23 protein-coding genes are annotated in these 25,674 nt (G+C 65.0%); 15 read left to right on the forward strand and 8 right to left on the reverse strand.

Features of this window, described 5'->3' with window-relative positions:
* Positions 1-35 precede the first annotated feature (35 nt).
* Positions 36-431, reverse strand: coding sequence for a metallopeptidase family protein (locus tag EPD66_RS12565; RefSeq protein WP_142848863.1), 396 nt, complete (start codon positions 429-431; stop codon positions 36-38).
* 22 nt (positions 432-453) lie between these two features.
* On the opposite strand from EPD66_RS12565, the gene EPD66_RS12570 reads away from it, so the two are divergent.
* From EPD66_RS12570 to EPD66_RS12585, 4 genes are all read left to right on the forward strand, one after another.
* Positions 454-801, forward strand: coding sequence for a 4a-hydroxytetrahydrobiopterin dehydratase (locus EPD66_RS12570; protein WP_142848864.1), 348 nt, complete (start codon positions 454-456; stop codon positions 799-801).
* Positions 802-901: 100 nt separating this feature from the next.
* Positions 902-1,918 carry a tetratricopeptide repeat protein gene (locus EPD66_RS12575; protein WP_142848865.1) on the forward strand — a complete coding sequence of 339 codons (1,017 nt, stop codon included), beginning with the start codon at positions 902-904 and terminating at the stop codon, positions 1,916-1,918.
* Between the two features lie 348 nt (positions 1,919-2,266).
* On the forward strand, positions 2,267-2,875 hold the full coding sequence (locus EPD66_RS12580) for a YitT family protein (RefSeq protein ID WP_142848866.1): 609 nt from the start codon (positions 2,267-2,269) through the stop codon (positions 2,873-2,875).
* Positions 2,876-2,915: 40 nt separating this feature from the next.
* Positions 2,916-3,605, forward strand: coding sequence for an NnrU family protein (locus EPD66_RS12585; protein ID WP_142848867.1), 690 nt, complete (start codon positions 2,916-2,918; stop codon positions 3,603-3,605).
* Here the strand turns inward: EPD66_RS12585 and EPD66_RS12590 are convergent.
* Positions 3,599-5,572 (reverse strand): AsmA family protein, encoded by a 1,974-nt coding sequence (locus tag EPD66_RS12590; protein WP_142848868.1) that lies wholly within the window; start codon positions 5,570-5,572, stop codon positions 3,599-3,601. The two genes, EPD66_RS12585 and EPD66_RS12590, sit on opposite strands and share 7 nt — an antisense overlap.
* A 95-nt stretch (positions 5,573-5,667) precedes the next feature.
* Between EPD66_RS12590 and EPD66_RS12595 the strand changes: the two genes are divergently transcribed.
* Positions 5,668-6,219: a DUF924 family protein gene (locus EPD66_RS12595; protein WP_221930973.1), complete on the forward strand. Its 552-nt coding sequence runs from the start codon at positions 5,668-5,670 to the stop codon at positions 6,217-6,219.
* A gap of 94 nt (positions 6,220-6,313) precedes the next feature.
* Entirely contained in the window at positions 6,314-7,645 is a 1,332-nt protein-coding gene (locus tag EPD66_RS12600) for a PAS domain-containing hybrid sensor histidine kinase/response regulator (RefSeq protein WP_142848870.1), read from the forward strand.
* Positions 7,646-7,668: 23 nt separating this feature from the next.
* Here the strand turns inward: EPD66_RS12600 and EPD66_RS12605 are convergent, their stop codons facing one another.
* Together EPD66_RS12605 and EPD66_RS12610 are read right to left on the reverse strand one after the other, a co-directional pair.
* Positions 7,669-8,409, reverse strand: a complete 741-nt coding sequence (locus EPD66_RS12605) for a bifunctional 2-polyprenyl-6-hydroxyphenol methylase/3-demethylubiquinol 3-O-methyltransferase UbiG (RefSeq protein WP_142848871.1) — start codon at positions 8,407-8,409, stop codon at positions 7,669-7,671.
* 4 nt (positions 8,410-8,413) lie between these two features.
* Complete coding sequence (locus EPD66_RS12610) at positions 8,414-9,190, reverse strand: carboxylesterase (RefSeq protein ID WP_142848872.1); 777 nt, start codon at positions 9,188-9,190, stop codon at positions 8,414-8,416.
* Positions 9,191-9,202: 12 nt separating this feature from the next.
* Between EPD66_RS12610 and EPD66_RS12615 the strand changes: the two genes are divergently transcribed.
* The 9 genes from EPD66_RS12615 (at position 9,203) to lepA (ending at position 20,629) form a co-directional block, all read left to right on the forward strand.
* A complete protein-coding gene (locus EPD66_RS12615) occupies positions 9,203-10,414 on the forward strand; it encodes a glycosyltransferase family 4 protein (protein ID WP_142848873.1) in 1,212 nt (403 codons plus the stop codon).
* A gap of 10 nt (positions 10,415-10,424) precedes the next feature.
* Positions 10,425-11,351 (forward strand): glycosyltransferase family 9 protein, encoded by a 927-nt coding sequence (locus EPD66_RS12620; protein ID WP_185961399.1) that lies wholly within the window; start codon positions 10,425-10,427, stop codon positions 11,349-11,351.
* Positions 11,352-11,441: 90 nt separating this feature from the next.
* Entirely contained in the window at positions 11,442-13,358 is a 1,917-nt protein-coding gene (gene thrS, locus EPD66_RS12625) for a threonine--tRNA ligase (RefSeq protein WP_142848875.1), read from the forward strand.
* A 103-nt stretch (positions 13,359-13,461) separates the two neighbouring features.
* The gene (gene infC / locus EPD66_RS12630) at positions 13,462-13,977 is read left to right on the forward strand and encodes a translation initiation factor IF-3 (protein ID WP_142848876.1); all 516 of its coding nucleotides are present in this window, start codon (positions 13,462-13,464) and stop codon (positions 13,975-13,977) included.
* 486 nt (positions 13,978-14,463) lie between these two features.
* Positions 14,464-14,667, forward strand: a complete 204-nt coding sequence (gene rpmI / locus EPD66_RS12635; protein ID WP_142848877.1) for a 50S ribosomal protein L35 — start codon at positions 14,464-14,466, stop codon at positions 14,665-14,667.
* A gap of 3 nt (positions 14,668-14,670) precedes the next feature.
* Positions 14,671-15,036: a 50S ribosomal protein L20 gene (gene rplT, locus EPD66_RS12640; RefSeq protein WP_142848878.1), complete on the forward strand. Its 366-nt coding sequence runs from the start codon at positions 14,671-14,673 to the stop codon at positions 15,034-15,036.
* A 92-nt stretch (positions 15,037-15,128) separates the two neighbouring features.
* The gene (gene pheS / locus EPD66_RS12645) at positions 15,129-16,205 is read left to right on the forward strand and encodes a phenylalanine--tRNA ligase subunit alpha (protein WP_142848879.1); all 1,077 of its coding nucleotides are present in this window, start codon (positions 15,129-15,131) and stop codon (positions 16,203-16,205) included.
* A complete protein-coding gene (pheT, locus tag EPD66_RS12650; protein WP_142848880.1) occupies positions 16,202-18,598 on the forward strand; it encodes a phenylalanine--tRNA ligase subunit beta in 2,397 nt (798 codons plus the stop codon). The genes pheS and pheT overlap by 4 nt, the downstream gene beginning before the upstream one ends.
* A gap of 231 nt (positions 18,599-18,829) precedes the next feature.
* Positions 18,830-20,629 carry a translation elongation factor 4 gene (gene lepA, locus EPD66_RS12655; RefSeq protein WP_142848881.1) on the forward strand — a complete coding sequence of 600 codons (1,800 nt, stop codon included), beginning with the start codon at positions 18,830-18,832 and terminating at the stop codon, positions 20,627-20,629.
* A 361-nt stretch (positions 20,630-20,990) separates the two neighbouring features.
* Here lepA and EPD66_RS12660 read toward each other — a convergent pair whose 3' ends face one another.
* The 4 genes from EPD66_RS12660 to EPD66_RS12675 form a co-directional block, all read right to left on the reverse strand.
* Positions 20,991-22,781: a methyl-accepting chemotaxis protein gene (locus EPD66_RS12660; RefSeq protein ID WP_255448467.1), complete on the reverse strand. Its 1,791-nt coding sequence runs from the start codon at positions 22,779-22,781 to the stop codon at positions 20,991-20,993.
* Positions 22,782-23,226: 445 nt separating this feature from the next.
* The gene (locus EPD66_RS12665; RefSeq protein ID WP_142848882.1) at positions 23,227-24,504 is read right to left on the reverse strand and encodes an amidohydrolase family protein; all 1,278 of its coding nucleotides are present in this window, start codon (positions 24,502-24,504) and stop codon (positions 23,227-23,229) included.
* Positions 24,505-24,518: 14 nt separating this feature from the next.
* Complete coding sequence (upp, locus tag EPD66_RS12670; RefSeq protein WP_142848883.1) at positions 24,519-25,166, reverse strand: uracil phosphoribosyltransferase; 648 nt, start codon at positions 25,164-25,166, stop codon at positions 24,519-24,521.
* A 147-nt stretch (positions 25,167-25,313) separates the two neighbouring features.
* Entirely contained in the window at positions 25,314-25,586 is a 273-nt protein-coding gene (locus tag EPD66_RS12675) for a hypothetical protein (protein WP_142848884.1), read from the reverse strand.
* Between the last annotated feature and the right edge of the window lie 88 nt (positions 25,587-25,674).

Here is a 25,674-nt window from a genome sequence, read left to right on the forward strand (position 1 = left end):
GCGGTTTCCTCGTGTTCTTCTTGTTCTTCGTCGGATCAGTCCTGGTTCTCGATCGCGTCCATGTCCTCGTCGGACAGGCCGAAGTGATGGCCGATCTCATGGATCAGCACATGGCGGACCACATGGGTGAGGTCTTCCTCGGACTCGCACCAGTAATCCAGGATGGGGCGGCGGTAGAGGAAGATCATGTCCATATGGCCGCCGGGATCGAGCAGGCTCTTGCGGTCCAGCGACACGCCCTGATACAGGCCCAGCAGGTCGAACGGGCTTTCCAGCCCCATCTCGCGCCCGACCTCCTCGGTGGGGAAGTCTTCCACCTGGATCACCACGTTGCCCACATGGCGGCGCAGTTCCTCGGGGATGCTGTGAAAGGCCTCGTCGGCGATGGCTTCCATCTCGGCGATGGTCGGCGGGGTAGTATGGCGTCTCATCCGGCAACCTTACAGCGGGTTGATGAAGGCGCCAAGCCGTCCCACCTTCTGGGCCAAAGGGAAGAGGAGGAACAGCATGGCAAAACTGACCGATGACGAACGCGCCGAGGCCCTGGCGGGCTTGCCGGACTGGCGGATGGTCGAGGGGCGCGATGCCATCACCCGCGCTTTCCGTTTCCCCGATTTCAACGCCGCCTTCGGCTTCATGACGCGCATCGCCCTGATGGCCGAGAAGATGGACCACCATCCGGAATGGTTCAATGTCTACAATCGCGTCGAAATTACTCTCGCGACTCATGATGTGGGAGGGTTGAGCCGCCGGGACATCGAGTTGGCCCGCTTTATCGACCGCTGCGCGCCCAAGAATTAGCACCCGCTTTACCACTGCCGGAATATAGGATATCAGGCGCGGCAGGGGATCGCCGCCGCTCTCGCTCTTCCATGCCTGTTGTGAAAGGTCGATCAGGATTATGATCAAGAAGACTGTCGCAGCCAGTCTGATGTCGCTTTTCCTTGCCGCCCCCGCTCATGCCGACATGGCGGCGGCGCGTCAGGCGCTGGAGGAGGGGCAGTTCGCCATTGCCTTCCGCGAATTCAACGACGCCGCCCGCGACGGCAATGCCGAGGCGCAGTACCAACTCGGCCTGATGCTGCTCAACGGCCGGGGCACCCGCGTCAATCTGCCGCTGGGCATGAAATGGCTGCGCGACGCCGGGGAGCAGGGACATCCCGAGGCGGTGAAATTCCTTGCCGAGGCCTATGAAACCGGCCGTCCGGTGGAACGCGACCTTTCCGAGGCGATGACCTGGCACCGCAAGCGGGCCGAAGCCGGAGACCTGGAGGCCCAGCGCCTGGTCGCGGCGCGCCTGATGAGGGGCGAGAAGGGAGCGAGGAAGGACGAGGCCGAAGCCGCCCGCTGGTACATGGCCGCCGCCCGTCAGGGGGACGTGCCGTCCCAGTTGATGCTGGGGAAATTGCTGGTCCAGGGCATCGGCCTGCCCGCCAATCCCGCCGATGCGCAGCGCTGGCTGCGGCCGCTGGCCGAAGCCGGTGATGCCGAGGCCCGCTATTGGCTGGCCCTGGCGCTGCGGGACGGCACCGGCCTGTCCCCCGCATCGCGCGAGGCGGCGCGCTGGTTGCGGCTGGCGGCCGAACAGGAACTGCCCGCCGCCTGGCATCAATTGGGGCTGGATCACCTGGGCGGGATCGAGGCCAGCCTGGATATCGTGCGTGCCCTCGAATATCTGCGCCTTGCCGCCGACAAGGCCTATCCGCCGTCCCTGCTGCAACTGGGCCGCCTGCATCTGGCGGGTACCGGCTTGCCCCAGGACAACCGCCAGGCCTTCATGTATCTGGATCTCGCCCGCCATTTCGGCAGCCGCGAGGCCGCCGCCGAGATGGAGGCCCTCAGGAAGACCCTGAGCAAGCAGGATGTCGCGGAAGGCCAACGCCTCGCCCGGACCTGGCGCAGCCTGCGGGGCCTGTAGAAGCAAGCCTTGGCCTGCCGATAAAGCTTTTTCCCAAACCCTTTTCCTCGTCACTCCCGCGCAAGCGGGAGTCCATGGAGCCGCTTCATCCCTCTCTGGCGGCTCGCATCTCCATGCACTTCAACATGGACCCCCGCTTTCGCGGGGGTGACGGTTTATTGCGAGCGGTATCGGCTCCGTCAGCAATTAGGACAGGTCCCATTCCATACGGATGATGCACGGAGAACTTGCAGCGGAGAGACTGCGGGGAAAAAGGCCTATTCCGGAGAATCTTCTTGATCTGGAGGAATAGGTCAACAATGCTGTCTTATCTAGAGGTGCTCTTCCATCGCCGGAGAGGAGATAAGCATGGCATCCACTCCTACGCTTGCTCACACGCCCTTCGAGGACGCTCTCGCCTTTCTGATGGGAACCCTGTTCATCGCGTTGGGCCTCGCCTTCCTCAAGGCTTCGGGGCTGGGGATCGGGGGAACCGCCGGACTTGCCTTCCTGGCCCATTTCGGCGCCGGGCTTGAATTCGGCCTGATCTTCTTTCTTCTCAATCTTCCCTTCTTCACTTTCGCCTATCTGGTTTTCGGCCGGGCCTATCTGCTGCGCTCGATCCTCGCGACGGCCATGCTGTCCATCGAGGTGATGCTTCTGCCCCTGTTCGTAACCTTGGACCAGGTCAATCCCTATTTCGCCGCCGTCCTGGGCGGCCTGCTCTGCGGCATGGGGATGCTGGCACTGATCCGCCACCATGCGGGATTGGGCGGTTTCGCCACGGCGGCGGTCTATCTGCAGGAACGCTTCGGTTGGCGCGCCGGACGGGTGCTGATGGTGGCCGATTGCTGCGTGGTCGCGGCGGCCTTCATGCTGCTGGAACCGCGTCAGGTGCTGCTGTCGGTGCTGGCGGTGATCTGCCTGAACCTGGTTCTGGCCTTCTACCACAAGCCGGGACGCTATTCGGCCTGTTAAACCGCTGGAAGGGGCAAAGCCGGGTGCGTAGGATGCCGGAATGTTCACCGCCTCGCTGACGGAACTCTCCCTGGCCGCGCTCGCCTTCACCGGCGGGCATTTCCTGCTGTCCAGCACGCCCTTGCGCGGATATCTGGCGGGGCGGCTGGGCGAGAAAGGCTTCCTTGGCGTCTTCTCGCTGCTGTCCCTGGCCGCTTTGGCCTGGCTGATCCTGTCCTACCGGCAGGCGCCCTATGTGGAATTCTGGATGCCCGCCGTCTGGTCGCGGCATCTGTCCCTGACCTTCATGCCCGTCGCGCTGGTCCTGTTCGCCGGATCGCTGCGCAGGGACAATCCCACCGCGACCACCGGCCGGACGGACGGGCTGGACCCGAACCGGCTGGGCATCTTCGCGGTCACCCGCCATCCCATGATGTGGGGCACGGGCCTGTGGGCCGGGCTGCATCTGCTGGCCAACGGGGATGCCGCCTCGCTGATTCTGTTCGGCGGCATCCTGGTCCTGGCCCTGGGCGGAACGGTCGCCATCGACAGGAAGCTGCGCCGCCGCGATCCCCTGGCTTTCGCTAGGCTGGCGGCGGTCACGTCGAACCTGCCTTTCGCGGCGGTCCTGGCCGGGCGCAATCGTCTGGGCCGCGAGGGGATGCTGTGGCCGGTGGCGATCGGCCTAGCGCTCTACGCCCTGCTGATCTGGCTGCATCCCCTCCTGTTCGGGCCCGCCCTGATTTACTGAGTGGGCGTCGCCGGCTCGCCCTTCTTCTCGCCCAGGATGCCGCGCAGGGTATCGGTCAGGGGATTGCTTCCCGAGGGCGATGGCGAGGGCGTCGTGGGCGTGGGAAGGATGTCCACGGCGGGATGGTCGCCGATCAGGCGGCGTTCCACCCGGTCGCGGACCACCGCGCCTAGATCGGGGCGGAAGGACAGGGCATCCCACGGCCCGTCCACCACCACGGGAACCAGCAGGCCGGTCAGTTCCGCCTGTCCGCCCTGGCCCTCCAGCGAAGGCACGGCCTTGGGTTCGATGCGGTAATCGACCCGGCGCTGGGGCAGGTTGACGATGCCTTCACCGCCCACCCGCAGCAGGGGCGAGAGCAGCGACAGGTCGTTGTTGCGCAGGGTGCCGTTCTGCATCGTCCAGCGCCCCGTCAATTCGGTGAAATCGGTCTGCTGGGGTTCGTTGGACAAGGAGGCGCCGATGAAGGCGGCCTGCACGTTGCGCACCATGCCCGCCAGATTGAAGCCGGCGATGGCGCCGTCGGTGAAGCTGAGGCTGCCTTCCCCGTTCAGGGAGGAGACGATCTCGCGTTCGCTGCTACCCCGGCCCTGGATGCGGCCGTCGGTGGCCGCCATGCCGATCAGCCGCTGGAAGCCCGCGGCATCGGTCAGGAAGGGCTGGGCCTTCAGCCCGGTCAGCGCCCATTGCGCCTCAATGCCCGGCACCGCGCCCGAACCGTCGAGGACGAGGCGCAGCTTACCCTTGCCGTCATAGAGGGCGGTTTCCGTCAGGTCGATTTCCAGCTTGCCGTTGTTCAGGACCAGCCGGGCCGTGCTGGCGCCGATCTTGATGTCGCGTACCTGGACGGAGGCGACGGAGAGCCCCAGATCGGCATCGGCGGTTTTCAGGGCGGAGAGGTCCAGCGGCGCGTCGCTCCATCCGGCGGCGGCGGAAGAGGAGGGAGCCGCTTCCTCGGCGGGCGGCGGCAGATAGCGGTCGAGCATCAGCGGGCCGAGGGCCAGAGTGCCGGTCAGGCGTGGGCGCGGGCCGTTCAGGGCGACGGCGATATCGCCCTCGGCGGTGACCTCGTCCAGGGTCAGCTTGGTCTGGGACAAGGCGATGCTGGCGGGCGAGGCGGCGAGGCTGCCTTTCAGCGTCACGCCGCCCAGTTCCACGGGCATGTCCAGGGGCTGCCCGGCCCAGGCCGCCAGTTCGGGCAGGGCGGGGACGGAAAGGTCGATCTTGCCGTCGATGCGCGGCGTCTCGCCCTGCACCAGGCGTCCGTCCAGGCTGGTCTTCACCAGATCGGAATCCAGGGCCAGGCGCAGGGGAGTCTCGCCGCCTTCGATCAAGGCGCGGGGTTGCTGGGCGGTCAGGTTCAGCGACAGCTTGCGCTCGCGCCAAGTCAGGCTGCCCTTGGCCGTCAGCGGCTGGTCCAGGCTGTCCAGTTCGACGGTCAGCGAGACATTCCGCACTTCCTGCGTCTGGCCGCTTTGGGCATCGTGATAGGTGATCGTGCCGTCGTTGATGCGCACCTCGCCCAGGGCCAGGTCCTTCAGTCCCAGCCCGCCGCCGTCGCCTTGCTGCGCATTGCCGCCGGTGCCTTCGCCGAATTCCCAATTGCCCCGGCCCTGGCGGTCGGTGGCGAGGGCGACGACCGGGCGGTCAAGGATGAAGCTGTCCAGCTCCACGCGGCCGGACAGCAGCGGCAGCAGCTTGACCGAGACGGTCAGGCGGTCGAGCGCCACCATGTCGCCGCTGCGGCCCGGCGCGTCGGCCAGGCGCAGGTCGGCGATCTCGACAGCGAGGTTGGGGAAGACGGCGATGGAGACTTCGCCCGCATCTAGGCGGCGCCCGGTGCTGCGTTCGATCTCGGCGGCGACACGGTCGCGGATCGCCTCGGCGGGAACCAGCAGGGGCAGGGCGACGACGGCGCCGCCACCCAGCAGGGCGATGGCAGCCACGGCTATGAGAAGTTTTTTCATGCGCGGCTTCCTCTCCTTTATCCCGCATTCTCACGCTGTCGCTGGCATCGCATAATGCCGGTCGATGTGTCGAAACAATGGCGAAGGAGGACGAGATGAGCAAAGCCCGGGCCCGCGAGATCCTGGATTTCTGGTTCGACGACAGCACCAAGCCTCGCTGGTTCGCCCCGGACGCGGCCTTCGACGAAGCCATCCGTCAGCGTTTCGAGCAGGATTACGAAAAGGCACGCGCCGGTCAACTGGGGGAGTGGGAAGAGCATCCGGAGACCATGCTGGCGCTGATCCTGCTGCTCGACCAGTTTCCGCGCAACATGTACCGCGCCACGCCGCGCGCCTTCGAGGGCGACGACCTGGCCCTGCGCCTTGCGCAGCGCGCGGTGAGCCAGGGCTGGGACGAAACCCTGCCGATGGAGGCGCGGCGATTCCTCTACCTGCCCTTCGAGCATAGCGAGAGCCTGGCGAACCAGCGGATGTCGGTGGCGCTGTTCGAGCGTTGGGAGGATGATCCCGAAGGGCTGGACTACGCCCGCCGCCATCTCGAGGTGATCGAGCGTTTCGGCCGTTTCCCCCATCGCAACGCCATCCTGGGCCGTCCCAGCACGCCCGAAGAGATCGAGTTCCTGAAGCAGCCCGGCTCGTCTTTCTGACGATGGATGGGTCTTGGCGGCGGCTATCCCTCTGTGGTGTAATCCTTTTCCAATAAGGGCGCCGGATAAAAAAAGGGCGCCAAGGGAGGCGCCAATGGGAGTGATTTCATCGGTCGTGGAAACCGACGCCGAGAAGATCGCGCGTCTGGAAAAGCGTATCGCCGAACTCGAAGCCGAACGGGAAAAGTCGGCGCGCATCCAGCAGGCCCTGCGCGAGAGCGAGGAACGTTACGCGCTGGCCATGCGCGGCCCCAACGAGGGGCTGTGGGATTGGAACGCCACCACCAGGGAACTCTACCTTTCGGCCCGGCTGCTTTCGATCCTGGGGATGGAAGCCGAGACGGTGCGCACCACCAGCGAGGCATGGCTGCATGTCATCCACCCCCAGGACCGCGTGCTCTATCGCACCCGGTTGATCGAATATCTGAAGGGCTTCAGCGATCATTTCGAATGCGAATACCGCGTCCAGATTCCGGGCGGTGGCTGGCGCTGGGTGCTGACGCGCGGGCTGGCCCTGCGCGACGAGAAGGGGCGGGCCTATCGCATGGTCGGCTCGGTGGGCGACATCACCGAGATGAAGGCGCGCGAGGAACGCCTGCGGGAGGCGCACGAGGCGCTTTCCCGCGCCCATGAGGAACTGGCGCGGGCGCATGAGGAACTGGAAAGCCGGGTCGCCGAGCGCACTTGCGAACTGGCGGCGGCCAAGGAACAGGCGGAAATGGCCAACCGCGCGAAAAGCGAGTTCCTGGCCAATATGAGCCACGAATTGCGCACGCCGCTCAATGCTATCATCGGCTTCTCCGACATGATGCGCAGCGAGGTCTTCGGCCCCCTTGGCTCGCCCCGCTACCGTGAATATCTCGCCGATATCGCCCAGTCGGGCGGGCATCTGCTGGCGGTCATCAACGACATCCTGGACCTCGCCAAGGTCGAGGCGGGCAAGTTCGAGCTGCGCTGCGAGAAGGTCATGCTGAGTTGCGTGGTCGAGGCGGTGATGCGGCTGCTTCAGGACCGCGCGGCCGAGGCCGGGGTGGCGCTTTCCGCCGATATCGCCCCGGTCCTGCCGGTGCTGGACGCCGACCCGCTGCGCATCAAGCAGGTGCTGCTGAACCTGATCGCCAATTCCATCAAGTTCACCCCGCCCGGCGGCAGTGTCGATGTCAGCGTCTGCGCCGAGGAGGGCGGCGTCCTCATCACCGTCGCCGATACCGGCATCGGTATGAGCCCCGAAGGCCTCGCCCGTGCCCTGCAGCCCTTCGGCCAAGTCGACAGCCGCCTTTCCCGCCGCTACGGCGGCACCGGGCTGGGCCTGCCTCTGGCGAAATCCTTCGTCGAGCTTCACGGCGGCCGCATGGAGATCGACAGCCGCGAAGGCGAGGGGACGGTGGTGCGGTTAAGGTTTCCGGTCGAGGCCTTTCCCGGCTGATGCGCCTGCCCGGGCCGCTCGGCTCATGCTTCGGCGGAACCGAGCGGGCGCGCCTTGAGCCAGAGGAACATGGGAATGCGCGTCCATTGCTTCAGATGTTCCTCGCCTTCGCCGTGATCGGGGATCGGTTCGCGCAGGGAGGTGATGGCCAGGCCAGCCTTTTCCAGGGCGGCCGCATAGGCCTCCAGAGGCTGCGACCATCCGGCGAAATGCATCCGCAGGCCGTCCCGTTCCTCAACCCCTTCGAAGCGCTGGCGCCCGAAATAGGTGTCTTTCAGCACGAAGGGAGCATCGGGCTGCGACGTGACGAAATTTCCCCGGTCCCGGAACGGATGCACGATGGAAATGAAAAGCTGCCCGTCGGGACGCATGACCCGCCGGATCTCCTTCAGCGTCCCAGGGACATCCTCTACGCCCATCAAGACGTTATAGGCGACGACCAGGTCGAAGCCGCCGTCCTCGAACGGGAGGTCGCGGGCATCCGCCACGGCATAGGCGTGGGCGGATTCCGCCTGACGGGCCGCTTCGACAAGCTCGGCGACCGCGTCCAATGCGGTGACGCGGTATCCCAGGCCTTTCAACTCGCGGGAGATGCGGCCTTCGCCGCATCCGACCTCCAGCGCCTTGCCGCAGCCCTTGCCGAGATAGGCTAGCAGTGCCTCGCGATAGGCCCAGAAGGCGTCATGCCTGGGGGAGCGCGCCCAGGCAATCCATTCCGCCGCGACGCGAGCCCAATGCTCCCGCTCCTTGAAGGGCTCGTCCATCGGCCTATTCCGCCAATTTCTCGGCCAGGCTGTCGAGAACCTGCCAGAGCCTTGCGATATCGGCAGGCGAGGACAGGCGGTGGTCGCCGTTCTTGACCAGGATCATCTCGACATCCTCGCTTGCCAGTTGTTCCGACAGGCGCAGGGCGGTGCGCCAGGGCACGTCCTCGTCCTTTTGGCCGTGGATCAGGCGGACGGGGCAGTGGAGGTTGATGATGTCGGGCAGCAGCAGGTTGTTGCGCCCATCCTCGATCAGGGCGCGGCCGATGCGGTAGGGTTCGTCGCTATAGCAATTGGGCAGCTCGGTCCAGCCCTGTTCCAGGAGCTGCCGGCGCTGTTCGGCGCTGAAATCGTGCCACATCAGCTCTTCGGTGAAATCGGGGGCGGCGGCCAGGGTGACTAGGGCGGCGATGCGGTCGCGCCGCTGCAAGGCGGCCAGCAGGGCGGCCCAGCCGCCCATGCTCGACCCCACCAGGATCTGCGGGCCCTCGGTCAGGTGGTCGAGCACGGCCACGGCGTCACCGGCCCAGCGGGTCATGGTGCCGTGGACGAAATCGCCCGAGGATTGGCCATGGCCGAAGGCGTCGAAACGCACGAAGGCGCGACCGTTCCTGCGGCACCATTCCTCGGTCGCCAATGCCTTGGTGCCCTGCATGTCCGATTTCAGGCCGTGCAGGAAGACGACGCCCGGCCCCTTTCCGGGCAGGGCGTGATAGGCGATGGACGCGCCGTCCTCGCGTGTTAATATCCCGGCCGCTCCGGAGAATTGATCGTCTTGCATCGCTACACTTCCATGAATGAACTGTCTGGCCCGAACGGTGCCGCTCCTGCTTCCGGCCGTCAACCCGTCGTCCTTCAGGTCCTGCCGTCGCTTGTGACCGGCGGGGTCGAGCGCGGCACCGTCGAAGTGGCCCAGGCCCTGGTCGAAGCCGGCTGGACCGCCCTGGTCGCCTCGTCGGGCGGCCCGATGGTCCACGACCTGGAACGGGTGGGGGGAAAACACATCACCCTGCCGCTGGACAGCAAGAACCCGCTGGTGCTGCGTAAGAATATCCGCAGGCTGGAACAGGTGATCCGCGAAAACGGGGTGGATATCATCCATGCCCGTTCGCGTGCCCCGGCCTGGAGCGCGATGGCGGCGGCCAAGGCCACCGGCGCCCATTTCATCACTACCTTCCACGGCACCTATAATCGCGGGACCTGGCTGAAGAACCACTACAATTCCGTGATGGTGCGCGGCGAGCGGGTGATCGCCATTTCCGACTTCATCGCCGAGCATGCCCTGCGCCTCTATGGGCTGGACGTGCGGCGGATGCGCGTCATCCATCGTGGCGTGGACCTGGCGAAATTCGATCCGGCCAAGGTCAGCCAGGAACGCATCATCCAGTTGGCCCGCGCCTGGCGTCTACCCGACGACGTGAAGGTGGTGATGCTGCCCGGCCGCCTGACCCGGTGGAAGGGACAGACAGTGCTGATCGAGGCGCTGGCCCTGCTGGGGCGCAAGGACATCCGCTGCCTGCTGGTGGGATCGGACCAGGGGCGCAGCGGCTATCGCGAGGAACTGACCCGGCTGATCGGCCAGAAGGGCCTGACCGAGGTGGTCCACCTGGTCGATCACTGCAACGACATGCCCGCGGCCTATATGCTGACCGATGTGGTGGTCTCGGCCTCGACCGATCCGGAAGCCTTCGGGCGCGTCATCATCGAGGGGCAGGCCATGGGCCGCCCGGTGATCGCCACCGATCACGGCGGCGCGCGCGAGACGGTGATTCCAGGCGAGACGGGGCTGCTGTGCAAGCCCAACGACCTGGTCTCCCTGGCGGCCGCCATCGCCGAGGCGCTGGACTATGACGCCGACCGCCGCCTGCTCTTCGCCGAGCGGGCGATGGCCCATGTGCGCGAGAACTTCTCGCGCCAGCGCATGTGCGACAAGACCCTGGCGGTCTACCGCGAGGTGCTGGCCCTGCCCGAGCCGACGGCGGGAAGCGACGAGGCCGGGGCCTGAGGCTTTGGCGGTGCAGCGCATTCTCGTCATCAAGCTGGGCGCCTTCGGCGACATGATCGTGGCGCTGGGGCCGTTCCAGGCCGTCCGCCGCGCCCATCCCGACGCCCGCATCACCCTGCTGACCACGCCGCCCTTCGAAAGCCTGGGCCGTGCCTGCGGCCTGTTCGACGAGGTGCTGCCGATCGGCCGGGCCAAGGGCCTGCGGGCTTGGCTGCATCTGGTCCGCGAGATGCGCCGCCGTGATTTCCAGCGCGTCTACGACTTCCAGCGCAACGACCGCACGCGCCTGCTCCATGCGCTGATGACACCGGGGCGGCGGCTGGAATGGAGCGGCGTGATCAAGGGCGCCAGCCTTTACTGCCCCAACACCCCCGATCCGCCGCGCCAGGCTTTCGTCAGATATTGCGAGCAACTGGCCGTGGCGGGCATCCGCGACGTGCCGCTGCCCGATATCTCTTTCCTGCGCGCGGATATCTCGGGGCTGGGGGTGAACGCGCCCTATGTCCTGCTGGTGCCCGGTGCCTCGCCCAAGCGGCCCGGTAAGCGCGCGCCGGCGGCGCTTTACGCGGCGATGGGGCGTCGGCTGCTGGAACGGGGCTTCACGCCGGTCCTGGTGGGAACGGCGGCGGAGGCGGATATCCTGCGCGAGATCACGGCGGCCTGCCCCTGTGCCCTCGATCTGTGCGGACGGACGGATTTCGCCGCCTTGGCCGAGTTGGGGCGCGGCGCCTCGGCGGCTTTGGGCAACGATACGGGGCCGGTGCATTTGCTGGCGGTGGCGGGCTGTCCTACATTCGTCCTGTTCTCGGATGCCTCCGACCCGCGGGAGTGCCGTCCGTTAGGGCGCAAAGTCGAGGTGTTGCAGCATTCCCCTCTGGCCGATTTGCGCGAAGATGACTTATGGTCGGCCTTTGCACCACTTCTGCCCAGGCCTTGAGGCTGGGGCGGTACCCGGTGCCTTGACTTGATCCCGAATCCTTCTACTCTCCCGGTTTCCCGGGTTTCTCGAACGAAGAGACAGCGTTTCATGGTTGCTATTTCCCTGCCTGACGGCAGCGTTCGCCAGTATGACGGTGCCGTGACCGGCGCCGACGTCGCCAAGGATATCGGTCCGGGCCTGTTCAAGGCCGCTCTTGCCATCAAGGTGGATGGCGAGATGAAGGACCTCTACACCGTCCTCGACCGCGACTGCACACTGGCCATCGTCACAGGCAAGGACCCGGAAGGCCTGGAACTGCTGCGCCACGACGCCGCTCATGTGATGGCCGAAGCGGTCAAGGAGCTGTATCCCGAAACCCAGGTGACCATCGGCCCGGCCATCGAGAACGGCTTCTATTACGACTTCGCCCGTTCCACGCCCTTCACGCCCGACGATCTGGAAAAGATCGAGGCCCGCATGCGCGAGATCGTCGCCCGCGACGAGCCGATCCGGCGCGAGGTGTGGAACCGCGACGAGGCGGTCAAGTTCTTCGACAGCATCGGCGAGAAGTACAAGGCCGAGATCATCGCCTCGATTCCCAGCAACGAGGATATCAGCCTCTATCGCCAGGGCGAGTTCATCGACCTCTGCCGCGGGCCGCACCTGCCCTCGACCGCCCGGCTGGGCAATGCCTTCAAGTTGATGAAGGTGGCCGGCGCCTATTGGCGCGGCGATTCGCGCAACGAGATGCTCCAGCGCGTCTACGGCACCGCCTGGGCGACCGAGAAGCAACTCAAGGAATACCTCCACATGCTGGAGGAGGCCGAAAAGCGCGACCATCGCCGCATCGGCAAGGAGATGGACCTGTTCCATATCCAGGAAGAGGCCGTGGGCAGCGTCTTCTGGCACCACAAGGGCTGGACGCTCTACCGCACCCTGGAAAGCTATATCCGCACCCGCTTGGAAAAGTCGGGCTATCAGGAAGTGCGCACGCCCCAGCTCGTGGACCGTTCCCTGTGGGAAGCGTCGGGCCACTGGGAGAAGTTCGGCGAGAACATGTTCACCATCGACACGCCCGACGAACGCGTGCTGGCGGTGAAGCCGATGAACTGCCCCTGCCATGTGCAGATCTTCCGCCATGGCCTGAAGAGCTATCGCGACCTGCCGCTGCGCATGGCCGAGTTCGGCTCCTGCCACCGCTACGAGCCGTCGGGGGCGCTGCACGGCATCATGCGCGTGCGTGCCTTCACCCAGGACGACGCCCATATCTTCTGCACCGAGGACCAGATCACCGCCGAAACGGTGGCCTTCTGCGAATTGCTGAAATCCGTCTACAAGGATTTCGGCTTCGAGGACGTGCGGGTGAAATTCTCGGACCGTCCGGCGGTGCGCGCCGGCAGCGACGAGGTCTGGGACCAGGCCGAGGGCGCGCTGCTGGAAGCGGCCAAGGCCGCCGGGCTGGAAACCACGCTCAATCCCGGCGAAGGCGCCTTCTACGGGCCGAAGCTGGAATTTACCCTGCGCGACGCCATCGGCCGCGACTGGCAGTGCGGCACGCTGCAGGTGGACTTCGTGCTGCCCGAGCGTCTGGATGCCAGCTATATCGCCCCCGACAGCTCGCGCAAGCGCCCGGTCATGCTCCATCGCGCCATCCTGGGCTCGTTCGAGCGCTTCATCGGCATCCTGATCGAGCATTTCGCCGGTCGCTTCCCGATGTGGCTGGCGCCGCTCCAGGTGGTGGTGGCGACCATCACCAATGATGCCGACGATTATGCGCGCGAAGTGAAGGCGGCCCTTGACGCGGCGGGACTGCGTGCCGACCTTGACCTGAGAAACGAGAAGATCAATCTCAAGGTCCGCGAGCATAGCCTTGCCAAGGTCCCGGTGATCCTGGTCGTCGGGAAACGCGAAGGCGAGGAACGCACCGTTGCGGTGCGCCGTCTGGGCGGTCAGCAGCAAGAAGTTCTTGCGCTGGAGCAAGCCGTTGCTACACTGGCGCAGGAAGCCGCTCCGCCAGCGGCTTAAGGCTGGGTGTGCCCCCGCTGTTTCGGAGGTCCGGAACGGGCAGAGTAGGGCATACCCGTAACGTTATTCTAGTAAGGGAGAAGTCTCTATAGCCAGGCCACCGATTGCGCCCACCCGTGAAGGGCCGCGCGTTAACACCGAGATCGATTCCCGCACCATTCGCCTGATCGACGACGACGGCGAAATGATCGGGGTCGTGTCCTTGCGAGAAGGTTTGGAAATGGCGGCGGAAGCCGGCCTCGATCTGGTCGAGGTCTCGCCGAACGCCGAACCGCCTGTCTGCAAGATCCTTGACTACGGCAAGTTCAAATACGAGAACCAAAAAAAGAAGAACGAAGCTCGCAAGAAGCAGAAGGTTATCGAGGTCAAGGAGGTCAAACTCCGCCCCAATATCGACGAAAACGATTACCAGGTGAAGCTGCGCGCCATGCATCGCTTCCTCGGGGAAGGCGACAAGGTGAAGGTCACCCTGCGCTTCCGCGGCCGCGAGATGGCTCACCAGGACTTGGGCATGAAAGTGCTTGAGCGGGTGCGTGCCGAACTGGACGAAATCGCCAAGGTCGAGCAGATGCCGAAGCTTGAGGGGCGGCAGATGATCATGGTGATCGCTCCGCGCTAAGAGACAGGCTATCCGACTTTTAAAACCCGCCGCATTCATTTGCGGCGGGTTTTGTCTTTCGGGGGGAGGCAAGGGATATGCGGCACGGGCTGCTGACAAAGCACTGTTCCCTTCGTCACTCCCGCGCAAGCGGGAGTCCATGCTAGAGCAGCTTGCGTCAAATATGACGCAAGCTGCGATGAGCGGCCGTTGAGGCCGCGGCCAAGCGTGCGGAGGCGCGCGCCCGGCGAGGGCAAATGTCAAAGCGAGATCGTGATGCAGATTTACTGCGTCACGATCTGGTCCCGGAAGGCGCGGCGGCGGCATGGATGCCCGCCTTCGCGGGCATGACGGATGAAGGAGCGAGGCCCTACGGGAAGCAAGCCCGCCATGCTGCACATGCTTGCAAAGGCGGGGGGATATCTTTATAAAGCTCCCCTTCACGGATGTCAGGGGCTAGGGCTGCCTCGGCGTCCCAGTCATCGTTCCCGAACCAAGGAATACGAAATGCCCAAGATGAAGACGAAGAGCGCCGCCAAGAAGCGGTTCAGCCTTACCGGCACGGGCAAGGTCAAAGGCAACGTGGCCAACAAGCGCCACCTGCTCGCGGCCAAGAGCCAGAAGATGAAGCGTCAGGCGCGCGGCACCATGGTGCTGGCCGAGCCCGATCAGATCATCGTCCGCAAATTCTTCCTGCCCTACGGAGTCTGATCCATGGCGCGTGTTAAGCGGGGCGTCACCACTCACGCCCGTCACCGTAAGATCATCAAGCTGGCCAAGGGTTATCGCGGCCGCGCCAAGAACTGCTTCCGCGTCGCTATCCAGCGCGTGGAAAAGGCGCTGCGTTACGCCTATCGTGACCGCCGCAACAAGAAGCGCAATTTCCGCGCCCTGTGGATCCAGCGCATCAATGCCGGCACCCGCCAGCATGGCCTGACCTATTCGCGCTTCATGAACGGCCTGAAGAAGGCTGGCATCGAGCTCGACCGCAAGGTTCTCTCGGATATCGCCACCCGCGAGCCCGAGGCCTTCAAGTCCCTGGTGCAGCAGGCCTCGGCGGCCCTGTCCAAGGCTGCTTGATCGCGTTCCCAAACGCGCGTTTCGAGTAGGATACCGGGAAGGGGCGCGCCCATGGCGTGCCCCTTTCGTTTGTCCGAGATAAGGAAATCCCGATGCAGGATCTTGATCGCCTCCGTGCCGAGGCACTGCAGGCGGCGGCGAATGCCGATAGCCTGGACGCGCTGGAAAATCTGCGTGTCTCGACGCTGGGCAAGAAGGGTTCGATCACCGGCCTGATGAAGACTTTGGGCCAGATGGACCCCGAGGCCCGCAAGGCCGCCGGTCAGGCGCTGAATGCGGTGAAGGACGAGGTCGCGGCGCTGCTGGATGCGCGCAAGGCCGAGCTCGAGGAAAAGGCGCTGGATGCGCGCCTGGCCTCCGAGCGCGTCGACGTCTCCCTGCCTGTGCGCCCCGAAACCACCGGCCGTATCCATCCCATCAGCCAAGTGATGGACGAGATGATCGCCATCTTCGGCCAGATGGGCTTCGAGGTCGCCGAAGGTCCCGACATCGAGGACGATTTCCATAATTTCACGGCGCTGAACTTCCCGCCGGAACATCCGGCCCGCCAGATGCACGACACCTTCTTCCTGCCCGAGAAGGAAGACGGTTCGCGCCTGCTGCTGCGCACCCATACCTCGCCGGTGCAGGTCCGCAGCATGCTGAAGTCCAAACCGCCGATCCGCATCATCGCGCCGGGCCGTACCTATCGCTGCGACAGCGACATGACCCATACGCCCATGTTCCACCAGATCGAAGGCCTGGTGATCGACAAGGCGACCCATATGGGCCATCTCAAGGGCTGCCTGATCGAGTTCGTCCGCACCTTCTTCGAGGTCGACGACGTGCCGGTGCGTTTCCGTCCCAGCTTCTTCCCCTTCACCGAGCCCTCGGCGGAAGTGGATATCGGCTGCTCGCGCGCGGGCGGGGAGCTGAAGATCGGCGCCGGGGCCGACTGGCTGGAAATCCTCGGCTGCGGCATGGTGCATCCCAATGTGCTGCGTCATTGCGGCATCGATCCCGACGAGTATCAAGGCTTCGCCTTCGGCATGGGGATCGAGCGCGTGGCGATGCTGAAATACGGCATCCCCGATTTGCGCACCTTCTTCGATTCCGATTTGCGCTGGCTGAAGCATTACGGTTTCCTGCCCATTGATGTGCCGAGCCTGACCGGAGGGCTGACGCGATGAAATTCACCCTGTCCTGGCTCAAGCAGCATCTCGATACCGAAGCCAGCCTGGACCAGATCGTCGAGAAGCTGACGGCGCTGGGCCTCGAGGTCGAGGACGTCAAGGACCCGTCGGCGCAGTTGCAGCCCTTCACTGTGGCGCGCATCCAGGAAGCCGAGAAGCATCCTAATGCCGACCGCCTGCGCGTCTGCAAGGTCGATACCGGCTCGGGGGTCATCCAGGTGGTCTGCGGCGCGCCCAATGCGCGGGCGGGGCTGAAGGTCATCCTGGCCCAGCCGGGCGCGCGTATCCCCGTGACCGGCGACGTGCTGAAGAAGGGCGTCGTGCGCGGCGTCGAAAGCCAGGGCATGATGTGCTCCTGGCGTGAACTCGGCCTGGGCGAGGATCACGAGGGCATCGCCGAGCTGGAGGCTTCGTCCCAGGTCGGCGCCAAGCTGGTCGATGTCATGGAATTCGATCCGGTCATCGACATCTCGCTGACGCCGAACCGTGCGGATTGCTTAGGGATTCGCGGCATCGCGCGCGATCTGGCCGCCGCCGGGCTGGGCCGCCTGAAGCCGCTGACGGTCGAGCCGGTTCCGGCTTCTTTCACCGGCCCGATCGGCGTGCGTCTCGACTTCACGCCCGAGACCGCCTCGGCCTGCTCGCTCTTCGCCGGACGCTGCATCCGTGGCGTGAAGAATGGCGAAAGCCCGCAATGGCTGAAGGATCGCCTGACCGCCATCGGCCTGCGCCCGATCTCGGTGCTGGTGGACATCACCAATTTCTTCACCTTCGACCTGGCCCGGCCGCTGCACGTCTTCGACGCCGACAAGCTGAAGGGCGACCTGCATGTCCGCCTGTCCAAGGCGGGCGAGACGCTGGAGGCCCTGAACGACAAGAGCTACGTCCTCGACGACGGCATGACCGTGATCGCGGATGAGGCGGGCGTGCAGAGCCTGGCGGGCGTCATCGGCGGGGCGCCGACCGGCGTGACCGAAGACACCGTGACGGTGTTCCTGGAATCGGCCCTGTTCGATCCGGTGCGCACCGCCATGACCGGGCGCAAGCTGAGCATCGATTCGGATGCCCGCCACCGCTTCGAGCGCCATGTCGACCCGGAAAGCGTGATCCCGGGCATGGAACTGGCGACGCGCATGATCATCGATCTCTGCGGCGGCGAGGCCTCGGAACCGGTCATCGCCGGGTCGCTGCCGGAATGGCGCCATCCCGCCACTCTGCGGCCGTCCCGTGTGGCCGAACTGGGCGGCGTGGAGATGTCCAAGGAGGCGATGATCCGCATCCTCAAGGATCTGGGCTGCGAGGTGAATGAGCAGGACGGTACGCTGCTGGTGGTGCCGCCGTCCTGGCGTGCCGACATCACCGCCGAGCATGACTTGGTGGAAGAGGTCGTGCGCGTCTATGGCTACGACAACATCCCCGTCGTCCTGCTGCCGCGTCCGTCCATGCCGCGCACCATCCTGACCGCGCCGCAGAAGCGGGACAACTGGGTGCGCCGCTCCCTGGCGGGCCGGGGCATGGTCGAGACCGTCACTTGGTCCTTCACGTCCCAGGCCTTCGCCGAATTGTTCGGCGGCGGGCAGCCGGAACTGGCCCTGGCCAATCCCATCAGTGCAGACCTGGACGCCATGCGTCCCTCGATCCTGCCTAATCTGATCGCCGCCGCCGGGCGCAATGCCGCGCGCGGCATGAAGGATCTGGCGCTGTTCGAGATCGGCCCGCAATTCTTCGGGGACGAGCCGGGCAAGCAGCATCGCGTGGCGACCGGCCTGCGCGCCGGGGCGACCGGTCCGCGCCATTGGGGGCAGCCGCCGCGTGCCGTCGATGTCTTCGACGCCAAGGCCGATGTCCTGGCCGCCATCGCTGCCGCCGGTGGCCCGGCCGAGAACCTTCAGGTTTCGACCGATGCGCCGGGCTGGTATCATCCTGGACGCTCGGGCTGCCTGAAGCTGGGCAACAAGGTCGTCGCCAGCTTCGGCGAGATCCATCCGCGCGTGCTGAAGGCGGTGGATGTGGACGGGCCGATGGTCGGCTTCGAGCTGTTCCTCGACGTCATCCCGCAGCCCAAGGCCAAGGCGACCAAGGCCAAGCCCCTGCTGAAGGCCTCGCCCTTCCAGGCGCTGGAACGCGACTTCGCCTTCGTGGTCGATGCCGATGTCGCCGCCGAAGCCATGCTGCGCGCCGCCAAGGGCGCCGATAAGGCGCTGATCACCGAGGTTTCGGTCTTCGACGTCTATCAGGGCGACAAGATGGAAGCGGGCAAGAAGTCTGTCGCCATCTCGGTGACCCTGCAGCCGCAGGACCGCACCCTCACCGACGAAGAGATCGAGGCGGTCTCGAAGAAGGTGGTGGATGCCGTGGTAAAGGTCAGCGGCGGCGTGCTGCGCGGCTGAACAATAAGGCGGGCCGCACTCTGCGCGGTCCGCCTCGCTCTTCGAGACGCCCCTTTGGGGCTCCTCAGGGTGAGGCTATTGAATCATTCCTCATCCTGAGGAGCCGCATCAGCGGCGTCTCGAAGGATGAGGGGTGCTCTGGCACCTGCGGAAAGGGAGTGAACCCGGCACGGCCATTGCTTCGGCCGTGCCGTTATCCTATCTTCCGGCAAATTTCGGAAAGCGCATGATATGACGGACCTGAAGCACATCCGCAACTTCGCGATCATCGCCCATATCGACCATGGCAAGTCGACTCTGGCCGACCGGCTGATTCAGAAATGCGGCGGCATCGAGGAGCGCGAGATGCGCGACCAGATCCTCGATTCCATGGATATCGAGCGCGAGCGCGGCATCACCATCAAGGCCCAGACCGTGCGCTTGTCCTACAAGGCCCAGGACGGTCAGACCTATCAGCTGAACCTGATGGACACGCCCGGCCACGTCGACTTCGCTTACGAGGTCAGCCGCTCGCTGGCCGCCTGCGAAGGTTCGCTGCTGGTGGTCGATGCCAGCCAGGGTGTCGAGGCCCAGACCTTGGCCAACGTCTATCAGGCCATCGAGAACAATCACGAGATCCTGCCGGTCCTGAACAAGATCGATCTGCCCGCCGCCGAGCCCGACCGGGTCAAGCAGCAGATCGAGGACGTGATCGGCCTGGATTGCTCGGACGCCGTGATGATCTCGGCCAAGACCGGCATCGGCATCGAGGACGTGCTGGAAGCCATGGTCAAGCGCCTGCCGCCGCCGCAAGGCGATGCCGAGGCGCCGACCAAGGCGCTGCTGGTCGACAGCTGGTACGATTCCTATCTCGGCGTGGTCATCCTGGTCCGCGTCAAGGACGGCTATCTGCGCCGGGGGCAGAAGATCCGCATGATGGCGACCGGGGCCACCTATGAAGTGGATTCGGTGGGCTTCTTCACGCCCAAGATGGTCAAGGTGGAAAGCCTGGGGCCGGGCGAGATGGGCTTTCTGCAGGCCGGCATCAAGGCCGTGGCCGATTGCCAGGTGGGTGACACCATCACCGACGAGCGCCGCCCCGCCGCCGAGCCGCTGCCCGGCTTTAAGCCCAATGTGCCGGTGGTCTTCTGCGGCCTGTTCCCCATCGATGCCTCGGATTACGAGGACCTGCGCGACAGCCTGGCCAAGCTGCGTCTGAACGATGCCAGCTTCGAATACGAGCCGGAAACCTCGGCGGCCTTGGGCTTCGGTTTCCGTTGCGGCTTCCTCGGCCTCCTGCACCTGGAGATCATCCAGGAGCGGCTGGAGCGGGAATTCAACCTCGACCTGCTGACCACCGCGCCCAGCGTGGTCTATCGCGTCCATCTCACCAATGGCGAGATGATCCTGCTGCACAACCCGGCCGACATGCCCGATCCCGGCCGCATCGACCATATCGAGGAGCCGTGGATCAAGGCCACCATCATGGTGCCCGACGATTATCTCGGCGCGGTCCTGCAGCTCTGCACCGAGCGGCGGGGTGAGCAGATCGACCTGACCTATGCCGGTAACCGCGCCATGGCGGTCTATCGCCTGCCGCTGAACGAGATCGTCTTCGACTTCTACGACCGTCTGAAGTCGGTCAGCCGCGGCTATGCCAGCTTCGACTATGATATGGACGAATATCGCGAAAGCGATCTGGTCAAGGTGTCGATCCTGGTCAATGCCGAGCCGGTGGACGCGCTGTCCTTCATCGTTCACCGCGCCCAGGCGGAAGGCCGTGGCCGTGCCATCTGCGCCAAGCTGAAGGAACTGATCCCGCGCCAGATGTTCCAGATCCCCATCCAGGCCGCTATCGGCGGCAAGGTTGTGGCGCGCGAGACCATCAGCGCCATGCGCAAGGACGTCACCGCCAAATGCTATGGCGGCGACATCAGCCGCAAGCGCAAGCTGCTGGAGAAGCAGAAGGAAGGGAAGAAGCGCATGCGCCAGTTCGGCCGCGTGGAAATCCCCCAATCGGCCTTCATCGCCGCGCTGAAGATCGGCGACTAGATCGTGACGCAGTAAATCTGCATCACGATCTCGCTTTATATTTAGCCCTCGCCGGGCGCGCGCCTCCGCGCGCTTGGCCGCGGCCTCAATGGCCGCTGATCGCAACCTGCGTCATCTTTGACGCAGGTTGCTTTAAGAACGACTTCCTCGCCAAGCAAAAGGGGCGCTCCGACCGGAGCGCCCCTTCGCATTTTGGGAGGTTTATCTCGTCCTTCCCGCGAAAGCGGGAATCCATCAGGGCCGCAACACTTGTATTCAGAGACAGGCATCTTCATGAGCCCCCGCTTTCGCGGGGGTGACGATATGGCATGCCCGGGACCGGTGTGCCGGGCGTTCCCGGGGGAGCGCCCGGCAGCGGGCCTTATCCCTGGCGGACGGAGGCCAGGAAGGTTTCCACTTCCGTCTGGAGCATCGTCGCCTGCTGGGCGAGCTGGGTGGAGGCCCCCAGCACTTGCTGGGCGGCGCTTCCGGTCTCGCCGGCGGCGGCGGTGACAGAGGCGATGGTGCTCGTGACATGCCCGGTGCCCTGGGCGGCTTCCGAAACGTTGCGGGCGATTTCCTGGGTGGCCGCGCCTTGTTCCTCGACGGCGGCGGCGATGGCCGAGGCGGTGTTGTTGATTTCGTCGATGGTGCGGCCGATGCCCTGGATGGCCGACACGGCGGCCTGGGTGGCCTCCTGCACTGCGCTGATCTGGGTGGAGATCTCTTCCGTTGCCTTCGAGGTCTGGTTGGCCAGCGACTTCACCTCGTTGGCGACCACCGCGAAGCCCTTGCCGGCCTCGCCCGCGCGCGCCGCCTCGATGGTGGCGTTCAGGGCCAAAAGGTTGGTCTGGCTGGCGATGTCGTTGATCAGGCTGACCACTTCGCCGATCTTGCCCGCGGCCTGCGCCAGGCCCTGGACCAGATCATTGGTCCGCATGGCCTCGTCCACGGCATTCTGGCTGATGGTCGAGGAATGGGTGACCTGACGGCTGATCTCGGCGATGGAATTGTGCAGTTCCTCGGCGGCGGCGGCCACCGTCTGGACATTGGCCGAGGCCTGTTCGGCGGCCGAGGCGACGGTGGTCGCCTGGGCGCTGGCCTGTTCGGCGGTGCTCGACATGCCGGCTGCCGTCGATTGCATCTGCGACGCCATCGAGGACACGCCGACGACCACGCCCTTCACCCGGCTTTCGAAGGCATCGGCCATCGACAGCATGGCGGCCCGCCTTTCGCTTTCCGAACGGCGCTGCGCCTCTTCCTGTTCGGCCCGCATCCGCTCCATGGCGATGGCATTGTCCTTGAAGATCTGGACGGCCTTGGCCATCTCGCCGATTTCGTCCCGGCGGTCCTGGGCGGGCACCTCGATCGTCTGGTCGCCCTTGGACAGGGCGGTCATGACATGGGTCATGCCGTTGATCGGCTTGACGATGCTGCGTCCGATGCCCCAGGCCATGCCGAGGCCCAGCAGAAGGGAGATGGAGGCGAGGGCGATCGCCGCTTGCTTGGCGGCCTCGACGCTGGCGAGGATGCCGGAGGACAGCTCGTCCTCCAGTTCCTGGGCCAGCGTGTTGACCTCGTCGGTGGTGCCCAGGATGATCGGCCCGGTCGTCCGGAGCTTGCCCTGGTGTTCGAGGCGGTCGCGGGAGAGCTGGCGCAGCCTCTGGAAATCCGCCGCATATTGGTTGACGAGGGGCAGGACCTTCTGGTTGCCGGAAACCGTCGCCAATTCCTCGGCGGCCGCCTTCAGGAACTTCTCGGCATCCGCCGCCTGTCCGGCGTCATCCGATTGCTTGAACTGCGAAACCGCGAAGCGGGCCGCCTGGATGTACTGCTTGACGTTATTGATCTTCTCGCCGCTTCCGGCGTTCCACGACTGCTCGTCCTTGAGCTCGTCCAAGGCCGTCAGCAGATCGGGCGCGGTGGCAAGAAGCTTCGTGCCCAATGCCTCGTGGGCTTCCAGCGCGGCACTCATGTCTTTGAGCGCGCCGTTGTAATTGGCGAAAGCGGTTTCCAGCTGGTCCTGGTAATCGCTCAACCGCGTCTGGCGGATGAAGCGGTCGAGGCTGGCCAGTCTTTCCTCGACGACAATCGCGGCCTGGGCCATGGCCTGACGGTTCTTCTCGGTCGATTCCAGGAAGAACTCGAAGACTTTTCTTCTGAACAGAACCATGTCGCGGTCAAGAAGTCTTGCCTGGGCTGCCACGTCAACGGCAACGCCGACTTCTTCGAGACCCCGGCTGGTTTTTGTCGAAGACCATATCGAGGCGGCAGAAATAATCCCCAACAGGAGAAGGATAGCTAAGAAACCTAAATAAAGACGAGTGCCAACCTTGACCCTAACCATCCTTAATTCCCCCATTCTCCATCTGTAGGACCGAATGAAATTTTGCGGCAGTGCAGCATATGGGTGCTGGTCATATCACATTGGGCGGGGGAAAAGAATTCTTTATATAACTACCTAAGTGATGAAGACTTGTTGGGTAAATTTATTAAAAAACTATATATTTTGCGGAGAAGAATTGGCCGGGATGTTTCCTTTTCCGGCATGGCGGAATGGCAGATGAAGATTGTCCGGAACCCCAGAGGGCAGGGGGAAGCCTTTCGCGGTGGTCCGCTTATCCTTGTCGGAAGGTGACAATTCCGGGGCGTCCGGGAAGAGTCACTTCCGCCCGGCGGGACGGGCTGCGGCTGACGACGTGGCCGCGCCGCATGACCACGAGGCGGCTGGCCCGCAGGCGGATGGCCTCGACCGGGTCGGCGGCGTCGAGGATCACCAGATCGGCCTTGCAGCCCGGCTCCAGGCCATAGCCTTCCAGCCCCAGGATGCTGGCGGGGTTGACGGTCACGGCGTCGAAGCATTGGCGGATCTGGTCGGTGCCGGTCATCTGCGCCACATGAAGGCCCATATGGGCGACGTCGAGCATGTCGCCGCTGCCCAGCGGATACCAGGGGTCCATGACGCAATCATGGCCGAAGGCCACCGTCAGCCCGGCCGCCATCAATTCCGGCACGCGGGTCATGCCCCGGCGCTTCGGATAGCTGTCGTGGCGGCCTTGCAGGGTGATGTTGATCAGCGGGTTGGCGACCACCGACAATCTGGCCTCGGCCATCAGCGGGATCAGCTTGCTGACATAGTAATTGTCCATGGAATGCATGGAGGTGAGGTGCGAGCCGTTGACCCGTCCTTCCAGCCCGTGGCGGATGGTCTCGGCGGCCAGGCTTTCGACATGGCGCGACAGGGGATCGTCGCTTTCGTCGCAATGCATGTCCACGCGCTTGCCGTGCTCGGCGGCGAGGCGGCAGAGCAGACGCACGCTTTCCGCGCCCTCGGCCATGGTCCGTTCGAAATGCGGGATGCCGCCGACCACGTCGACGCCCATCTCCAGGGCGCGGGGCAGAAGCTCGGTCACGCCAGCTTGGCGCAGATAGCCGTCCTGGGGAAAGGCCACCAGTTGCAGGTCGAGATAGGGCGCCACGCGGCGCTTGACCTCCAGCATGGCCTCGACCGCCAGCAGGCGCGGATCGCAGACATCGACATGGCTGCGGATCGCCAGCAATCCTTGCGCCACCGCCCAGTCGCAATAGGCCAGGGCGCGGTTGACCAGGGCATCCTGGTCGAGCTGGGGCTTCAATTCGCCCCAGAGCGCGATGCCTTCAAGCAAGGTGCCCGAGCGGTTGATGCGCGGCAGGCCGTAGCTCAGCGTAGCGTCCATATGGAAATGGGCATCGACGAAGGGCGGCGAGACCAGATTGCCCGCCGCATCCAGGCTTTCGCCCCCTTCGTCGGGCAGGGAGGGGGCGACGGCCTCGATCACGCCGGCGCTTATGCCGATATCCATGCCGCTGCGCCCGTCGGGCAGGGCGGCGTTGCGGATGACGAGGTCGAAGGCCATGCCGGAGGCTCCTTTTACTTGGTGCCGAACAGCCGGTCCCCGGCATCTCCGAGGCCGGGGAGGATATAGGCCTTCTCGTTTAGCCGCGCGTCCAGGGCCGCGACATAGACCGGCACGTCGGGATGCTTGGCGAAGAAGGTGGCGGCCCCTTCCGGCGCGGCGACGAGGGCGAGAAAGCGGATATTCCGGGGGCTGACGCCATGGCGCAGCAGGACGTCCACCGCATGGACGGCGGAATTGCCCGTCGCCAGCATGGGATCGACCAGGATGAACAGCCGCCCTTCCGGCTCGGGCAGCTTGACCAGATATTCCACCGGACGGTGGGTCTCTTCGTCGCGGTAGAGGCCGAGATGGCCGACGCGGGCCGAGGGCACCAGCTCCAGCAGGCCGTCGGCCATCCCCGATCCGGCCCGCAGGATCGGCACCACCGCCAGCTTCTTTCCGGCGATGACCTGCGCGTCGAAATCTTCCAGCGGCGTCTTGATCCTTTTCCGCTCCATGGGCAGGTTGCGGGTGACTTCATAGCCCATCAACAGCGAGATCTCGCGCAGCAACTGGCGGAACGTCTTGGTCGACGTCCCCTTGTCGCGCATATGGGTCAGCTTGTGCTGGATCAGCGGATGGTCGAGGACATGGAGATTGGGAAAATTCTGTGCGGTCATCGGCTTCCAGAGTGTGAGAGGCCCCCGTATCAGGCCAGGAGCTGCGCCAAGAATCCCGCCATGGTGCTGTAGAACCGCAGTGCGGGCAAGACGAAGCGGAGGGCCCTCCCTTCGGTGCCCGCTATTCCCCAACGGAGTTGGGCCGCTTCAATCGTTGAAGGCGCGGCGCCTGCGGCGGCGGGACGTGCGGCAGGCGAAAAGCAGGGCGGTCCCCAGCAGCCCGGGCAGCACCCAGGCCGGCCATTCCCCCAAGGCTGCCCAGCGGCCGATCTCGGGAGTGCTGCCCACCAGCAGGAGCCACATATCGGCGGTGGCGATGCGTTCATAGGGGTGGGGGCTGAAGGCCATCACCGCATCCGCCGAAGCCAGGACTGCCGCCGCTGCAAGAAGGATCCAAGCGCAAAGGCGACCGAGAAACATGGAAAGGCATCTCCTGTGTCCTGTTATTACCGGATAACGCAACCTTCCATTCCGATCAACCTGTAAGGTTATAGAAGGCTTGCGGAAC

It is taken from the genome of Telmatospirillum sp. J64-1 (genome assembly GCF_006980715.1).
GTDB lineage: Bacteria > Pseudomonadota > Alphaproteobacteria > Rhodospirillales > Magnetospirillaceae > Oleiliquidispirillum > Oleiliquidispirillum nitrogeniifigens.

Excerpts from the sequence above, each read along its gene's own strand:
- EPD66_RS12565 (WP_142848863.1), bottom strand. The coding sequence starts at position 431 with ATGAGACGCCATACTACCCCGCCGACCATCGCCGAGATGGAAGCCATC.
- EPD66_RS12570 (WP_142848864.1), top strand. The coding sequence starts at position 454 with ATGAAGGCGCCAAGCCGTCCCACCTTCTGGGCCAAAGGGAAGAGGAGG.
- EPD66_RS12575 (WP_142848865.1), top strand. The coding sequence starts at position 902 with ATGATCAAGAAGACTGTCGCAGCCAGTCTGATGTCGCTTTTCCTTGCC.
- EPD66_RS12580 (WP_142848866.1), top strand. The coding sequence starts at position 2,267 with ATGGCATCCACTCCTACGCTTGCTCACACGCCCTTCGAGGACGCTCTC.
- EPD66_RS12585 (WP_142848867.1), top strand. The coding sequence starts at position 2,916 with ATGTTCACCGCCTCGCTGACGGAACTCTCCCTGGCCGCGCTCGCCTTC.
- EPD66_RS12590 (WP_142848868.1), bottom strand. The coding sequence starts at position 5,572 with ATGAAAAAACTTCTCATAGCCGTGGCTGCCATCGCCCTGCTGGGTGGC.
- EPD66_RS12595 (WP_221930973.1), top strand. The coding sequence starts at position 5,668 with ATGAGCAAAGCCCGGGCCCGCGAGATCCTGGATTTCTGGTTCGACGAC.
- EPD66_RS12600 (WP_142848870.1), top strand. The coding sequence starts at position 6,314 with ATGGGAGTGATTTCATCGGTCGTGGAAACCGACGCCGAGAAGATCGCG.
- EPD66_RS12605 (WP_142848871.1), bottom strand. The coding sequence starts at position 8,409 with ATGGACGAGCCCTTCAAGGAGCGGGAGCATTGGGCTCGCGTCGCGGCG.
- EPD66_RS12610 (WP_142848872.1), bottom strand. The coding sequence starts at position 9,190 with ATGCAAGACGATCAATTCTCCGGAGCGGCCGGGATATTAACACGCGAG.
- EPD66_RS12615 (WP_142848873.1), top strand. The coding sequence starts at position 9,203 with ATGAATGAACTGTCTGGCCCGAACGGTGCCGCTCCTGCTTCCGGCCGT.
- thrS (WP_142848875.1), top strand. The coding sequence starts at position 11,442 with ATGGTTGCTATTTCCCTGCCTGACGGCAGCGTTCGCCAGTATGACGGT.
- rpmI (WP_142848877.1), top strand. The coding sequence starts at position 14,464 with ATGCCCAAGATGAAGACGAAGAGCGCCGCCAAGAAGCGGTTCAGCCTT.
- rplT (WP_142848878.1), top strand. The coding sequence starts at position 14,671 with ATGGCGCGTGTTAAGCGGGGCGTCACCACTCACGCCCGTCACCGTAAG.
- pheS (WP_142848879.1), top strand. The coding sequence starts at position 15,129 with ATGCAGGATCTTGATCGCCTCCGTGCCGAGGCACTGCAGGCGGCGGCG.
- pheT (WP_142848880.1), top strand. The coding sequence starts at position 16,202 with ATGAAATTCACCCTGTCCTGGCTCAAGCAGCATCTCGATACCGAAGCC.
- lepA (WP_142848881.1), top strand. The coding sequence starts at position 18,830 with ATGACGGACCTGAAGCACATCCGCAACTTCGCGATCATCGCCCATATC.
- EPD66_RS12660 (WP_255448467.1), bottom strand. The coding sequence starts at position 22,781 with ATGGTTCTGTTCAGAAGAAAAGTCTTCGAGTTCTTCCTGGAATCGACC.
- EPD66_RS12665 (WP_142848882.1), bottom strand. The coding sequence starts at position 24,504 with ATGGCCTTCGACCTCGTCATCCGCAACGCCGCCCTGCCCGACGGGCGC.
- upp (WP_142848883.1), bottom strand. The coding sequence starts at position 25,166 with ATGACCGCACAGAATTTTCCCAATCTCCATGTCCTCGACCATCCGCTG.
- EPD66_RS12675 (WP_142848884.1), bottom strand. The coding sequence starts at position 25,586 with ATGTTTCTCGGTCGCCTTTGCGCTTGGATCCTTCTTGCAGCGGCGGCA.